This window comes from Streptomyces thermocarboxydus (assembly GCF_024760485.1).
GTDB lineage: Bacteria > Actinomycetota > Actinomycetes > Streptomycetales > Streptomycetaceae > Streptomyces > Streptomyces cellulosae.
The window spans coordinates 4,778,748-4,793,361 of record NZ_CP058273.1 but is presented as its reverse complement, the minus strand read 5'-3'; the positions used below and the strand labels follow the sequence as shown (position 1 = coordinate 4,793,361).

The 14,614-nt window shown below is 72.1% G+C and carries 15 protein-coding genes; 4 read left to right on the top strand and 11 right to left on the bottom strand.

The features are described from left to right. Positions 1–13: 13 nt before the first annotated feature. From AY578_RS22225 to AY578_RS22180, 10 genes are all read right to left on the bottom strand, one after another. Positions 14–1,381 (bottom strand): bifunctional albaflavenone monooxygenase/terpene synthase, encoded by a 1,368-nt coding sequence (locus AY578_RS22225; protein WP_019522893.1) that lies wholly within the window; start codon positions 1,379–1,381, stop codon positions 14–16. Continuing rightward, positions 1,378–2,463: an epi-isozizaene synthase gene (gene cyc1 / locus AY578_RS22220; protein ID WP_136239496.1), complete on the bottom strand. Its 1,086-nt coding sequence runs from the start codon at positions 2,461–2,463 to the stop codon at positions 1,378–1,380. Before cyc1 ends, AY578_RS22225 begins: the two co-directional genes overlap by 4 nt. A 216-nt stretch (positions 2,464–2,679) precedes the next feature. Further along, positions 2,680–3,330 carry a peptide deformylase gene (gene def / locus AY578_RS22215; protein WP_019522891.1) on the bottom strand — a complete coding sequence of 217 codons (651 nt, stop codon included), beginning with the start codon at positions 3,328–3,330 and terminating at the stop codon, positions 2,680–2,682. A 147-nt stretch (positions 3,331–3,477) separates the two neighbouring features. Beyond that, a complete protein-coding gene (locus AY578_RS22210) occupies positions 3,478–4,458 on the bottom strand; it encodes a tetratricopeptide repeat protein (protein ID WP_028959327.1) in 981 nt (326 codons plus the stop codon). A gap of 156 nt (positions 4,459–4,614) precedes the next feature. Further along, a complete protein-coding gene (locus tag AY578_RS22205; RefSeq protein WP_028959328.1) occupies positions 4,615–5,877 on the bottom strand; it encodes an HD-GYP domain-containing protein in 1,263 nt (420 codons plus the stop codon). Further along, a complete protein-coding gene (locus tag AY578_RS22200; RefSeq protein WP_258904668.1) occupies positions 5,874–7,253 on the bottom strand; it encodes an HD-GYP domain-containing protein in 1,380 nt (459 codons plus the stop codon). Before AY578_RS22200 ends, AY578_RS22205 begins: the two co-directional genes overlap by 4 nt. A 141-nt stretch (positions 7,254–7,394) precedes the next feature. Then, positions 7,395–7,697: a mycothiol system anti-sigma-R factor gene (gene rsrA, locus AY578_RS22195; RefSeq protein WP_019522887.1), complete on the bottom strand. Its 303-nt coding sequence runs from the start codon at positions 7,695–7,697 to the stop codon at positions 7,395–7,397. Then, entirely contained in the window at positions 7,694–8,380 is a 687-nt protein-coding gene (gene sigR, locus AY578_RS22190) for an RNA polymerase sigma factor SigR (RefSeq protein ID WP_019522886.1), read from the bottom strand. Before sigR ends, rsrA begins: the two co-directional genes overlap by 4 nt. A 256-nt stretch (positions 8,381–8,636) precedes the next feature. Continuing rightward, entirely contained in the window at positions 8,637–9,269 is a 633-nt protein-coding gene (locus tag AY578_RS22185; RefSeq protein ID WP_258907466.1) for an alpha/beta hydrolase family protein, read from the bottom strand. 91 nt (positions 9,270–9,360) lie between these two features. Next, positions 9,361–10,176, bottom strand: a complete 816-nt coding sequence (locus AY578_RS22180; RefSeq protein ID WP_019522884.1) for an SOS response-associated peptidase — start codon at positions 10,174–10,176, stop codon at positions 9,361–9,363. A 60-nt stretch (positions 10,177–10,236) separates the two neighbouring features. On the opposite strand from AY578_RS22180, the gene AY578_RS22175 reads away from it, so the two are divergent. From AY578_RS22175 to AY578_RS22160, 4 genes are all read left to right on the top strand, one after another. Next, positions 10,237–10,959, top strand: a complete 723-nt coding sequence (locus AY578_RS22175; RefSeq protein ID WP_258907464.1) for a M50 family metallopeptidase — start codon at positions 10,237–10,239, stop codon at positions 10,957–10,959. Between the two features lie 86 nt (positions 10,960–11,045). Continuing rightward, a complete protein-coding gene (aroA, locus tag AY578_RS22170; protein WP_019522882.1) occupies positions 11,046–12,362 on the top strand; it encodes a 3-phosphoshikimate 1-carboxyvinyltransferase in 1,317 nt (438 codons plus the stop codon). 9 nt (positions 12,363–12,371) lie between these two features. Continuing rightward, on the top strand, positions 12,372–13,382 hold the full coding sequence (rsgA, locus tag AY578_RS22165; protein WP_258904664.1) for a ribosome small subunit-dependent GTPase A: 1,011 nt from the start codon (positions 12,372–12,374) through the stop codon (positions 13,380–13,382). Positions 13,383–13,490: 108 nt separating this feature from the next. Beyond that, positions 13,491–13,814, top strand: a complete 324-nt coding sequence (locus tag AY578_RS22160) for a DMT family transporter (RefSeq protein ID WP_019522880.1) — start codon at positions 13,491–13,493, stop codon at positions 13,812–13,814. 61 nt (positions 13,815–13,875) lie between these two features. Here AY578_RS22160 and AY578_RS22155 read toward each other — a convergent pair whose 3' ends face one another. Further along, complete coding sequence (locus AY578_RS22155) at positions 13,876–14,487, bottom strand: TetR/AcrR family transcriptional regulator (RefSeq protein ID WP_258904654.1); 612 nt, start codon at positions 14,485–14,487, stop codon at positions 13,876–13,878. Positions 14,488–14,614 lie beyond the last annotated feature (127 nt).

Genomic DNA, 14,614 nt, shown 5'->3' with positions numbered 1-14,614 from the left:
CGGCGGGACGGCGTCAGCGGGGCAGTGCCCGCAGCATCAGCCGGCGGGGCCGCAGCGTGATGCCGATGCGGTGCCGGGGGTCGGAGTCCGACGCGTGCTCGAAGCGGTACGCGTGGGCGACGACGGCGGTCATGAGCGTGAGCTCCGCCATGGAGAAGTGGTCACTGGGGCACTTGCGGTTGCCGACGCTGAACGGGCTCATGGCGTACTTGGGCACGTCCTTGGACCGCTCGGGGAGCCAGCGGTCCGGGTCGAAGTCCTCGTTCCGCTCGTACGACCGCCGGTCGCGCTGGATGGCGTACGGGCTGTAGATGAGGTCCGCGCCCTTCGGAATGCGGTAACCGCCGAGTTCCGTGTCGGCGACCGCGCGGCGGGTCAATATCCATACGGCCGGATACAGCCGCAGGGTCTCCGTGACGACATTCGCGGTGTACGTCAGCTTCCGCACGTCCTCGAATGCGACCGGGCGGTCGCCGACCACGGATTCCACCTCGTCGCGGATCTTGTCGCCGAGTTCCGGGTGCTCGGTGAGAACCAGGAGGAGCGACATGATCGTCGATCCGACGGTTTCGGCGCCGGGGGTCAGGATGGCGATGACCTGATCGTGGATCTCCTGTTCCCCGATCGGGTCGCCATTGTCGTCCTTCGCCTCCAGCAAAGCCGTCAGCAAATCGTTCGGTTTTTGACCGCTCGCCCGTCGGTCGGCGACGATCTCGTCGACCAGGACATGCAAATCGGCCAGCGCCCGGTTGAATTCGCGATTGGCCGGAAGCGGAATCTTGTAGAGCGGTCCGAGCGGCACGACCATCCGCTGGTACATGCCGGCGAACAGGGTGGTGAGGTCGGCGCATATGCGGTCGGCGCGGGCGTCCATGTAGCTGCCGCGCATCAGGCAGCGGGCGGCGACCCGCACGGCCGCGCGGAACGACTCGTACGTGATGTCCAGCACCCCGTCCGCGGCCCGCCAGCGGTCCACGAGCTCGTACGCCTCCTCGGCCATGATCGGGCCGTAGGCGGGGATCGCGTCGAGCCGGAACGCGGGCTGGATGGTGCGCCGCTGACGCCGGTGCAGCTTGCCGTTGGCGGTGGCCACGCCCTCCTTGCCGAGCAGGCTCTCCAGCGACTCCCACAGGGGCCCGGCGATGATGTAGTCCGGGCTGAGCGCCACCTCTCCGGTGAGGGCGGGGGTGGTGACGGCGTAGACGGTCTTGGGGCCCAGCTTCAGGCGCACCACGTCGCCGTGGTCGCGCAGCTGGGACAGGAAGGCCAGCGGGTCGCGCGCCAGGCGCCAGCCGTGGCCGAGGAACGGGACGGTGCCGCCGGCCACGGGCGGCTCGTCGGTCGCGGTGGTGTCCTTCGGGCGTACGGACTCGACGGTCATTTCTCACCTTCCGTTGCGTTGTTGACGTACGGGGGCGTGGACCGGTCGTCCCAGCTGTCGACCCGGTACCGGCCGGACTCGTGGTGGAACCAGTAGACGGAACTGAACCAGTTCCGCATGTTGGCGACGCAGACGCGCACGGCGGCGCCCGTCTCCTTTCCGCCCACCGTCCCGTCGTCCAGCCGGTCGGCGAACCGTAATGCCTCCTGTTCCGCGTCCAGGAATTCGCTGATGCATTCCTCCACGCGGTGCCGCATGTCGGCGATCGCCTCTTCGAGGGTCATTCCCTCGTGGGTGACGAGACTGATGCCGAGATTGTGCACCTCGTTTCCGGCGATTTCCTTGGGGAGCGAGCAGAGGTCGTTGTACCAGGCGGCGAATTCCTGGCTGAGCAGCGCCGGTTTGCGATAGGCCGGGTTCTTCCGCACCGCGTCCGGGAGTTCGTACCCCGCGCTCGGTTCCAGAAGGTCGGTCCAAATCCAGTGCGCAAATGTGAGGCGGCGCAGTTCGAGGTATTCCTCGACGGTCGGGACGACGCCTTCCGTGCGGTTGTGGAACTCCCGGTCGTACGCCTCGATCACGGCGTGGAAGTGGCGCGCGAACCGCGCGTTCCAGGTGTCCGGAAGAAATGCGTAGAGCCGCCGCACGCTGTCGGCGAGACCCGCGACCACGGGGTCCTGGTGACTCAGGTGGTCACCGGGGCGGTCGAGGGCGCTGTGCAGCAGGTCCTTCAGCCGCCGCCAGGCGTCCGGCCGGCCGTGCACGATGTCGCGATCGTGACGGTCGTCCCAGACGAAGAACCAGGCGCTGTAGTCCGCTATCGCCTGGAGGACCTCGTCGGGCGCGCCTATGTAGTAGCCCGCCATGAGGTCCGTGTAACACAGGCCGTCGGCATATGACTCCACCTTCTCCGGCGTCATGAGCCGCTTTTCGAGCAGCCATGCCCGGGTCTCCCTCTGGAGCTTCGGCCAATACGGGTGGAGTTGCCGGGGAAACGCCGCCTCGATCACCGGAAGAGACAGCGCCGGTGGTACTGCGATGGTGGTCGGTGTCGATGTGGAGCCGTGTGACAAAGCATGCACGAACATTCCCCTCTCAGCCGCCAGTTGAGCGCCCGCCCCCCGAGCCGGGCGTACGCCGTGCGTATCCCCGTACCTCCATTCAGCACTACAACTGACCGTTCTGGGAACGGATTTGCTTCTTTCACTACCTCTGGATGCGCACAGACGAACGGCGCCCGTCCGGGATGTGCCGGATCGGGCGCCGTGTGCGGGATGTGAAGGAAGCCGTGAAGGCGGTCAGTCGTTGGCGACCACGGGGTAGCGCGGCTCGTTCTCGGCCATCTGCTTCAGCGCGGCCTTACGCTCACGCTTCGACAGACGGTCGATGTACAGGTAGCCGTACAGGTGGTCCGTCTCGTGCTGGAGGCAGCGGGCGAAGTAGCCCGTTCCGCGTACCCGGATCGGGTTGCCCTTCTCGTCCTGACCGGTCACCTCGGCGTAGTCGGGCCGGGCCAGGGGCGCGTACGCGGTGGGCACCGACAGGCAGCCCTCGCTGCTGTCGTCCAGCCGGCGCCGCTCGGCGGGCAGTTCGACGAGCTTCGGGTTGCAGACCACGCCGACGTGGCGCACGCCCTCGTCGTCCGGGCAGTCGTACACGAAGACCTTCAGATCCACACCGATCTGGTTGGCGGCCAGCCCCACGCCCTCGGCGGTGCGCTGGCTGGCGAACATGTCGGCGACCAGTTGCTGGAGCTCCTCGCCGAAGTCCGTGACGTCCTTGCACTCCTTGTGCAGCACCGGGTTGCCGACCACGGTGATCGGGCGCGAGGTGCCGCGCTCCCGCCACGCCGCCTCGCGCTCCTCGCAGTCCTCCGTGTCGATGACGTAGCCCTCGTCGTCGACGGGGAGCACGCCCGCGTGCTGCTGATCGGTGTCCTGCTGAGCCATGACCGACGTGTGCCTTCCTGAGATGACCGAGACTGCTGTGACAAGGGTAAGTGGCAGCGCCCCGTGACGGCGCCGGGACGGTATCGACATGCGGCTCCGCCACGTGGGCGCGATCGACCACAACGGCCCCGCAGCCGACCGCGAGCCTCAACAAACCTCTTCGAGATCCCGCCAATCCCTGGAGTCAGGGCTGTCAGCGACCCACCCGTCCAACAACCCCCGCACCAAAGAAGCCGGGGCAGCGATGCCACACTCCCGCTCCGGCACCCACAACTGCCCGTCCGTCCGATGCCCCAACGGCCCGGGATGCCCCGGCTCACTGTGATCGTGAGGATCGAGGTGCTCCCCGTCACCCTCGTCCGACGGCATCCGTGATTCCGAGCACATCCGGCACAGCAGCCGTACCGACGACGACCAGTCCTCCGCCGCGAACCCGGCGTCGGAGGCGAGCTGTTCCAGCGCGTCCCGGTCGGCCTCGGACGCGGCCTCCAGCAGCACCACCCAGGTCGGCACCGGCGAGGGCGCCCACAACTCGATCTCGTCGAACACCGGGTAGGTGTGCCCGGCGGCGGTGCTCCGCTCGCCGTGCGGCACCCCGTCGTGCAGGACGACCTCTCCCCAGCGGCGCCCGGAGGACGGCAGGGGGATGGACAGCACCTCGATGCGGGCGGGGTCGAGCCGCCGCCCCCACACCACTTCGGCCTCCCCCTCCGGGGACAGCCGTACGGCCGCGCTGCCCAGGTCCATGCCGAGGGGCTCGCCCGCGTCGGTCGCGGGGCCCGGCACCTTGAGCCCGTAGGCCTGCCAGGCGCGGCGGGCCAGCGGCCAGTCCTGGAGGGCGGTCGCGGCGATGCCCACGTTCCACCAGTCCGGAGCGCCGGTGTCGCGGTCGAGCAGGGCGACGGCGCGCAGTCCGGCCGCGCGCGCCTGCTCCCAGTCGTGCCGGAACTTGTGCAGCAGCGCGAGGTTGAACCAGGACTCCGACAGCCAGGGCTCCAGATCGGCGGCGCGGGTCAGCAGCGCGCCCGCGTCCTCGTACCGGCCGTCGCCGATGAGCGTGAACGCGCGGTCCGTGGCCTGCCGCCAGGAGGCGGAGGGCCGGTGACGTCCCTTGCCGAAGATCCTCACGATTCCCGCCTGCCAGTTCCGTTCGGTGGGCCGGCCACAGCGATCGGCACCCCCGGACACCCTCTCCTTCGCATCCAACCACGTACGGCCGCGAGGGCGCTCATTACCCATGGGTTACCCAGCACGGCCGGAAACCAGACCGCCCGCTCCGCCCTCTCACCACGACCGGTCCACCTGCTCACGCGTCCCCTCCGTGTCCCGGGACAGAACCCTGGCCAGGGCCTCGACGACCTCCGGCGCGTACTCCCCGGCGGCCCCCAGCCGCAGTTCCTCCAGCGCGGTCAGCGGCCCCCCGGGCCCTCCTTCCCTGCACTTCTCGTCGTACGCGTTCACCACCCGGACGATCCGGGCGGCGAGCGGCTGCTCGGTGTGCGGGTCGGCCTGGCGTTCGACGATCCCGGCGACGCGGGGGTCCACCCCTGTCTGCCGCACCACCGCGCCGCCCAGCAGCGCGATCCTGCGCTGCTCGGCGGGGGGCAGTCCCGCGGTGGCGCCCTCGGGCACCGGGTCGACGAGGCTGAGCTGCCCGATGTCGTGCATCAGCGCCGCGTACTCCAGCACCGTCAGCTCCGGCTCGGTGAGGCCGAGGTCCCGGCCCACCGCCTGGCTGAGCGCGGCGACCCGGCGCGAGTGCCCGTGCGGGGTGTACCCGGCGATCTCGGTGGCCCGCGCGAGGGACGCGATGGTCTGCCGGTAGGTGGCGCGCACCGCCGTGTACCGCCGGTGGGACAGCTGCGCGAGCAGCAGCGGCACGGAGAACACGGGCAGCGCCCACAGCCCCGCGACGGCCGCGCCCAGCGCCATCACCGCTCCGGTGGCCACGACGGCGGCGCCGATGCCGGGCACGGCCCGCAGTTCGTCGCGCAGCAGCGGCGGGAAGGGCCAGCCGGTGCGGGAGTGGGCGAGCGCGGCGGCGAGCACGGCGTCGCACAGCGCGGTCAGGGTCAGCAGGACGAGCAGCAGCAGCACGTGTCCCGGCCCGCTCCAGTCGTCGAACGCGCCGCGGGCGTGCAGCGGGTGGAAGCACACGGCGACGAAGCCGACGGTCAGCACCCTGCGGGTCACCGGGTCCAGGGACGGCCCGTCGCCGCGTCCGACGTGCGGGACGCTGCCGAGCAGCGAGGCGGCGAGCACCACGGTGACGACCTGGGCGGCGCCGTGCTCGGCGGGCCGCCCCGCGACCTCGCCGAGCAGCGCGTACGCCAGCGAGCCGGCGGCCGCGAGCGGTGCGGGCTCCCGGATGCCCCGGCCGCCGCGCCGGGTCAGCTCGCCGACCGCGACGAGCGTGCCGAAGGCGAGGGCGGTGGAGCGGTCCTCGACGCCGTGGTACAGCGTCGTGCCCAGCGACCCGGCCGCGAGGACGGCGGCGCACAGGTGCACGACGGTGTGCAGCGGAACGGTCCGCGCGCGGGGCCTCACCGACGCGCCCCGGGACGGCCGGTGACGGGTGCGGCGGGGCCGGGGACGCCCGTCCGCCGCGGCTCGTCGGCGGTCACGGCGGGGGGCCAGCCGGTGCGGGCGACCGCGCGGACGAGGGCCCGCACCATCCGCGGGTCGAAGTGCGTGCCCGCGCACCGCTCGAGCTCCTCCAGCGCCACGGGCACCGGACGCGCCCTGCTGTAGCTGCGGGTGGAGGTCATCGCGTCGAAGGCGTCGGCGACCGCGACGACCCGCGCGGACTCCGGGATCTGACCGCCCGCCAGCCCGTAGGGGTAGCCGGTGCCGTCGAGCCGCTCGTGGTGGTGCAGCACGGCAGCGCGGGCCTCGCCGAGGAAGGAGATGCCGCGCACCATCTCGTGGCCGTACTCGGGGTGCAGTTCGATGACCCGCCGCTCCTCGGGGGTGAGGGGGCCGTTCTTGGTGAGGACGCGGGTGGGCACGCCGAGCTTGCCGACGTCGTGCAGGATGCCCGCGAACCGCAGCATCTCCACCCGCTCGTCGTCCATGCCGAGTTCGCGGGCGATCAGCATGGAGGCGCGGCCGACGCGCTCGCTGTGGCCGCGTGTGTAGCCGTCCTTGATGTCGACGGCCTGCACCAGCGCGCGGATCGTGGCCTGGTGGGCGGCGCGCTCCCGGTGGTACTGGGCGAACGCCCACCATGAGACGCCCATCGGCAGCAGCACCAGCAGCGCCGCGACCGGGCCGTAGGGGCTGCGCCACAGCAGGGCCATCATCAGCCCGGCGAGACCGTGCACGGTGAGGGGCGCCAGGGAGCCAAGGAACAGCCGCCACCAGGCGGCCGCGGGACGGGTGCGGGGCAGTGAGCCGGGGGCGGGCGCCAGGACGCCGCCGTCGAGCAGGGTGAGGACGAGGCAGAACGCGAGCACGGCGGCGCCCGCCGTGGCGAGGGCCCCTGGCATGTCGCAGCGCGCCACCGCGTCCCGGCCGCCGGTCTTCAGATGGACCAGGCTCGCGGCCCACACGGCGACGACGAGCCGGCCGGTGCGCCACAGCCGGCGTGCGAGACGGGGGCCGTGTTCTACGGGGAGCAGCACCGCCCCGGGCAGCGCGACGAGGGCGGCGGCGGCGGGCGGCAGCAGGAAGGCCCCGGCGAGCAGCACGGGGTGGAAGGTGCCGCCGGGGTGCGGTCCGGCGACGAGGCGGGACCGGGCGAGGCGCTCGCATCCCGCGTACAGGGCGGCGAGCAGGACGACCGGCCACCAGGGGACGCGCGGGTCGGGCAGGGACGACAGCACCCCCGGCCGGGGGACGCCCGGCAGGGGGAGCAGACAGCACAGTCCGAGCAGGGTGACGCCGGTGAGATACACCCGGGCGCGCGCCGGTAACGCCTCCATGAGCCCCTCCCCCGACCGTGCCGCGTGCGGCTTCCGTCGCCCGTCGGCTCATGGAGCCTAGGACGGGGGGAGGCGGCGCCGCGGGCGGACCGCCCGCGGATTAGCACAATCGGGTGACGCGGCCCCGGGTGCGGGGAGGTGTCAGGACTCCTGCGGAGCGGTCGTGACGTCCTGCTCGGGCACGTTCTGGCCGGAGCGGATCAGCTCGATGCGGCCCATGACCTTCGAGCGCAGGTCGCCCGGCACGTCGTCCTGTCCGCAGCACCGCTTGACGAGCTTCTTGACCGCCTGCTCCAGTCCGTACTTCTCCAGGCAGGGTGAGCACTCCTCGAAGTGGTGCTCGAACTTCTGGCAGTCGGCATCCGGCATCTCACGGTCGAGGAACTCGTAGAGATGATCGAGGATTTCGCTGCAATCCGTCTCGTGCGGCTCTCCGCAGCTCATGACCCCGAGCCTTTCGCTTCGTTCGACTCTCCGGCACCGGCCGGGACCAGTCCGCGCTCGCGCGCGTAGTCCTCGAGCATGCCGCGCAGCTGGCGACGTCCCCGGTGAAGCCGGGACATCACCGTACCGATGGGTGTCCCCATGATGTCGGCGATCTCCTTGTAGGCAAAGCCCTCGACATCGGCGAGATAGACCGCGATGCGGAACTCCTCCGGGATCGCCTGCAGGGCTTCCTTCACGTCCGAGTCCGGCAGGTGGTCCATGGCCTGCGACTCGGCGGAACGCAGACCTGTGGACATGTGCGACTCGGCGCGCGCGAGCTGCCAGTCCTCGATCTCCTCGGCCGCGGAGCGCTGGGGTTCGCGCTGCTTCTTGCGGTACGAGTTGATGAAGGTGTTGGTGAGGATCCGGTACAGCCACGCCTTGAGGTTGGTGCCCTCGCGGAACTGGTGGAAGGACCCGTACGCCTTGGCGTAGGTCTCCTGCACCAGGTCCTCGGCGTCGGCCGGGTTGCGCGTCATGCGCAGCGCGGCCGAGTACATCTGGTCGAGGAACTCGAGCGCGTCCCGTTCGAAGCGCGCGCTGCGCTCCGCGGTCGACTCCGCGCGCGTGTCGCCCTGGCCCTCGGGCTGCTCCGCCTGGCCGTGTTCGGTCCCTGCGTCGGTACCGGGAACCGGACCCACCTCCTCGAAAGTCGTCGTGAGACCGAGACCGGCCTCACCCGAATCGGAGGATAGACGACGATCCGGTCCGCCCGCCGCCCGAACAGGGGCGGTCTTGGCCGCGTGCAGCACCGTCCAGTCGAGGTCGGCGCGGGCACTGCGGCTCGGGCAGAACGTGGAACCCATGCGTGGACTTCCTCTCCTACGGCGGCGGTGCCGTTCGACCGGCACGTACGCCCCCCTCAACAGCGGGGGCCGCGCCCGCATTCCCGCCGCCTCAGCCGCCCAGGGCGGCCGTCCACCGCACGACCGCGTCGGTGATCACCCGGAGGGCGTCCTCCTGCGTGAGGTCCGCCCGCCTGGGCACGGCGAAGCCGTGGTCGGCATGCGGGACCTCCACCAGGTCGTGGTCGCCCGCCGGGAACTCGGCGGGTTTCCCGAAGGGGTCGTTGCCCCCCTGGACGACGAGGGTGGGGACGCCCGCGCCCAGCAGCTCCTCGGCGCGGGACTTCTCCGGCTTGCCGGGCGGGTGCAGCGGGAAGCTCAGCGCGAGCACGGCGTACGCGCCCAGTTCCGTCGCGGTGCGGCAGGCGACACGGGCGCCGGCGCTGCGTCCGCCGGAGATCACCGGGAGGCCCGGCTTGGTCAGCGCGGGCCAGACACCGCGCCAGCCGGTGTCCAGCGTCTTCGGCGCGGGTGCGACCTTCTTGCCGGCCACCCGCCAGGGCTGCTCGACGAGGGCCACGGTCACGCCGTGGGCGGGGAGGACGGCGGCGAGCGCGGCGAGGTCGCGGGCCTCGATGCCGCCGCCCGCGCCGTGGCTCGCGGCGAGGACGAGGCGCGGCGCGTCGGCGTGGTGCCAGGTGACGCGGGCCTCGCCGGCGTCCGTGGCGACCGTCTCGGTGGTCACGTCGGGCTCGGAGGTCACGTCGGACTCGGAGGTCACGTCGGACTCGGAGGTCACGTCGGACTCGGCGGTCGCATCAGTTTCGGGGCTCACGTCAGAAGAGTGTGCCCTCTTCCGGGGCGGCCAGCTCCTTCAGCAGCTCCGGGCCGTTGTTGCGGACGTTGCTGACGGCGGTGGTGACCGGGTAGGCGCGCATCAGCCCGGGCGGCGGCGGGGCGAGCAGCCCGCGCAGGTCCTCGGGGTCGGTGCGGGACGGGTCGAGCCAGGCGTCCCAGCGGTCCGGGGTGAGCATCAGCGGCATTCGCGGGTGGATCTCGGCGAGGGAGTGCGGTCCCTCCGCCGGGGCCACGGCCAGCGGGCTCGTCTCGGCCTCGGTGGTGATCACGGAACAGGTCACCCACCAGGCCCGGGGGTGGTCGTCGGGCAGGGTGCGGTCGCGCCAGAACTCGTACAGCCCCGCCATCGCGAAGACCGAGCCGTCGGCGGGGGTGACGAAGTAGGGCTGCTTGCGGGGCCGCTTCTTCTTCCCCTCGACCTCCAGGTCGCGCTCCTCCTTGCCGGTGACCCACTCGTAGTAACCGTCGGCGGGGAGGATGCAGCGGCGGGAGGAGAAGGCGCGGCGGTACGACGGCTTCTCGTGGACGGTCTCCGCGCGCGCGTTGATCATCCGCGCGCCGCCCTCGGGGGTCTTGGACCAGGAGGGCACGAGTCCCCACTTGAGCGTGCGCAGCTGCCGAACCGGGCGGGGGTCGTCCGCGTCCTTCAGAGGACGGTCGAGGACGGCGTGGACCTCCTTGGTCGGCGCCACGTTGTAGTCGGGCTCCAGGGTCTCCTCGGGCTCCCACTTCTCGATCTCGAAGATCCCGGCGAGATCCTCGGGCCTCCGACTCGCTGCATACCGTCCGCACATACGTGCAACACTGCCAGACTCCGCACGCGCACAGGGAGCGATCCAACACACATGACGAGCATGGTCAGCACCGCGTCCGCATCCCTCGCGTCCCTCTGGGACGAGGTGGCGGGCACCCAGCCCGACCCGGACCTGTGGGTGGTCGTCGCGACCCTGGTGGCGGCCCTCGCCGTGGTCGTGCCGCACACGCCCTGGCGGATCGCGCGGAACGCGATCACCATCGCCCACGAGGGCGGGCACGGCCTGGTGGCGCTGCTCAGCGGCCGCACCCTGACGGGCATACGCCTGCACTCCGACACCAGCGGCCTGACCGTCAGCCGCGGCAAGCCGACCGGCATCGGCATGATCCTCACGGCCGCCGCCGGCTACACCGCTCCCCCGCTGCTGGGCCTGGGCGGGGCCGCGCTGCTCGGCGCGGGCCGCATCACGCTGCTGCTGTGGCTGGCCACCGCGCTGTTGCTGGCGGTGCTGGTGATGATCCGCAACGCCTACGGGGCGGTGACGGTGCTGGCCACCGGGAGCACGTTCGTGCTGGTGTCGTGGCTGACGGGGCCGCAGGTGCAGGCGGCGTTCGCGTACGCGGTGGTGTGGTTCCTGCTGCTGGGCGGGGTGCGCCCGGCGTTCGAGCTCCAGGCCAAGCGGCGGCGCGGGGGCGCGGGCGACTCGGACGCGGACCAGCTGTCCCGGCTGACGCACGTCCCGGCGGGGATGTGGCTGTTCCTGTTCCACGCGGTGTCTGTGTGCTCGCTGCTGGGCGGGGGGCGCTGGCTGCTGGGTCTGTGACCCTGCGGGCCGACGGGTGACCAGGCTGTGTTCCGCCTGGCGGGCATGGAACGGCCGGGCTCCTCACCTCCTTATAAAGTGGCCCCATGGCCCCGAATCCCACGCACACCGCCCTCTGGCCCGCCCCGCACGCGAGCGGAGCCGTCGACGCGACGGTCCACGTGCCCGGGTCCAAGTCGGTCACCAACCGCGCCCTCGTCCTCGCCGCCCTCGCCTCCGAGCCGGGCTGGCTGCGCCGCCCCCTGCGCTCGCGCGACACGCTGCTGATGGCGGGCGGGCTGCGGGCCCTGGGCGTGGAGATCGAGGAGGGCGTCGGTCCCGACGGGACGGGCGAGGCCTGGCGTGTGGTGCCGGCCGGTCTGCGCGGCCCGGCCACCGTGGACGTGGGCAACGCGGGCACGGTGATGCGCTTCCTGCCGCCGGTGGCCACCCTGGCGGACGGCCCGGTGCGCTTCGACGGCGACCCGCGGTCCTACGAGCGCCCCCTGAACGGCGTCATCGACGCGCTGCGGCAGCTCGGCGCGCGGATCGACGACGACGAGCGGGGCGCGCTGCCGATGACGGTGCACGGCGGGGGCGCGCTGGACGGCGGCACGGTCGAGGTGGACGCGTCCTCCTCGTCGCAGTTCGTCAGCGCCCTGCTGCTGTCGGCGCCGCGCTTCAACCAGGGCGTGGAGGTGCGGCACACCGGCGCGACGCTCCCGTCGATGCCGCACATCCGGATGACGGTCGACATGCTGCGCGCGGTCGGCGCCCAGGTGGACACCCCCGAGTCGGGCGGCGAGCCGAACGTCTGGCGGGTCACCCCGGGCGCCCTGCTCGGCCGGGACCTGACGATCGAGCCGGACCTGTCCAACGCGCAGCCGTTCCTCGCGGCCGCGCTGATCACCGGCGGCAAGGTCGTCGTCCCCGACTGGCCCGCGCGGACCACCCAGCCCGGTGACCGGCTGCGGGAGATCTTCACCGAGATGGGCGGCTCCTGCGAGCTGACCGAGTACGGGCTGGTGTTCACCGGCTCCGGCGCGGTGCACGGCATCGACGTGGACCTCGGCGAGGTGGGCGAGCTGACGCCGGGCATCGCCGCCGTCGCGGCCCTCGCGGACTCCCCGTCGACCCTGCGGGGCGTGGCCCATCTGCGGCTGCACGAGACGGACCGGCTGGCCGCGCTCACCAAGGAAATCAACGAGCTGGGCGGCGACGTCACCGAGACGGCCGACGGTCTGCACATCCGCCCGCGCCGGCTGCACGGCGGGGTGTTCCACACCTACGAGGACCACCGTATGGCCACCGCCGGTGCGATCATCGGCCTGGCGGTCGAGGGCGTGCAGATCGAGAACGTGGCCACCACGGCGAAGACCCTGCCGGACTTCCCCGAGCTGTGGACCGGGATGCTCGGGGCGTAGGGGTTCACGATGCGCCGCTACGGCAAGCACACCGACGAGGACGACATCCGCTCCCGCCCCAACCGCAAGGGCAACCGGCCGCGCACCCACATCAGGCCCAAGCACGAGGACGCCGCCGAGGGCATGGTGCTCACGGTCGACCGGGGCCGGCTGACCTGCCTCGTCGAGGACCGCGTCGTGACCGCGATGAAGGCCCGCGAGCTGGGCCGCAAGGCCGCCGTGGTGGGCGACCGCGTGGCCCTCGTCGGCGATCTGTCCGGCAAGAAGGACACCCTGGCGCGGATCGTGCGGATCGCTGAGCGCTCGTCGGTGCTGCGCCGCACCGCCGACGACGACGATCCCTACGAGCGGGTGGTCGTCGCCAACGCCGACCAGCTCGCCGTGGTCACCGCCCTCGCCGACCCCGAGCCCCGGCCGCGCCTGATCGACCGCTGCCTGGTCGCCTCCTACGACGGCGGCCTGGAGCCGCTGCTGGTGCTCACCAAGTCCGACCTGGCCCCGCCCGACAAGCTGCTGGAGCTGTACGGCGACCTCGACATCCCGTACGTCGTCACCAGCCGCGCGGAGCTGGAGAGCGGCGAGGCGGTGGAGCGGGTGCGCGAGCAGCTCGCCGGCCGGATCACCGCGTTCGTGGGCCACTCCGGGGTCGGCAAGACGACCCTCGTCAACGCGCTGGTGCCGGACGAGCGGCGCCGCGTCACCGGTCACGTCAACGCCGTGACCGGACGCGGCCGGCACACCACGACGTCCGCGCTGGCGCTGCCGCTCGCGGGCGCCGAGGGCTGGGTGATCGACACGCCGGGCGTGCGGTCGTTCGGTCTCGCGCACGTCGACCCGTCGCGGGTCATCCACGCCTTCCCCGACCTGGAGCCGGGCACGGAGGGCTGTCCGCGCGCGTGCAGTCACGACGAGCCGGACTGCGCGCTGGACGACTGGGTGGCGGAGGGTCACGCGGACCCGGCGCGGCTGTACTCGCTGCGGCGGCTGCTCGCCTCGCGGGACCGCGGGGACGGGGACTGACCCGCGTCGTGTTTGCCCCGTGGTGTCACCGGTAAGTGCATAATCGCACCGAGCCGGACACGAACCAGACGAAGCGGTCACTGACGCGGGGAATGCGGGAGGACACACATGGCGTGGCTGCTGGTCATCGTCGCCGGGTTGCTCGAGACCGGTTTCGCCGTGTGTCTGAAGCTGTCGCACGGGTTCACCCGGCTGTGGCCGACCATCGCCTTCTGCGCGTTCGCCCTGGGCAGCTTCGGACTGCTCACGCTGGCGTTGAAGAAGCTGGACGTGGGACCGGCGTACGCGGTGTGGACGGGCATCGGGGCGGCGGGGACGGCCATCTACGGGATGGTGTTCCTCGGGGACCTGGTGTCCACGCTGAAGATCGTCTCGATCTCCCTGGTGATCGTCGGGGTGATCGGGCTGCAGCTCTCGGGCTCGGCACACTGAGCCGCCCTCCCCTCTTAACGCCGCCCTCTCCTCTTGACAGGGGATTCTTCCGATGAGGGCTCTACGGCACAGGCTGCCGGTGCAGCGCGCCCCGGACCAGCTCGGCCACGCCGCCGTCGGGCGGGGGCGCGACGACGCAGGACAGGGCGAGTCTGATCACCAGCTCGCAGGACCGGGCGAGGTCGGCGGTGTCGCCGCGCGCGTGCCCCGGACCCGCGAGCGCGGCGACGGCCCGGTCCCGGACCAGGTGCACGAAGTCGGAGGGCGAGGGCAGCGGCCCGTCGGCGCGGCGCTGCGCGGGCACCGGGGAGCCGGACGCCACGGCCGCGAGGGCGGGCATGGGCAGGCGCTCGCTCCAGCAGCCGGTGAGCATGGCCCGCACCAGGGCGTTCTCGCGGGCGCTCAGCGTGGTCCACTCGGCGGTGGCGGTGAGGCGGTCGCGGGGGTCGGCGTGGGCGGTGAGGGCGCGGTCGACGCCGGCCAGGTAGCCGTCGGCCTCCCGGCGGACCAGGGCCCGGGCGAGACCGTTCTTGCTGCCGAACTCGTTGTAGAGGGTCTGGCGGGAGACCCCGGCCGCGGCGGCGACGTCCACCATCCGCACCGCGGACCACGGGCGGCGGGCGAGTGCGGTGTAAGCGGCGTCCAGCAGTGATTCCCGCGCTGCAGGCATCATCGCCTCCCTCGGGGCGAGCGGCCGAGACCCTGCGGTTCAGATTTGACGGGGTGTCGGGGACTGTCAAGGGGTCTCGGAACCGGCCCCCGGTGGCCCGGAACCGATCTCGGCCTATACCGTTCGTTGC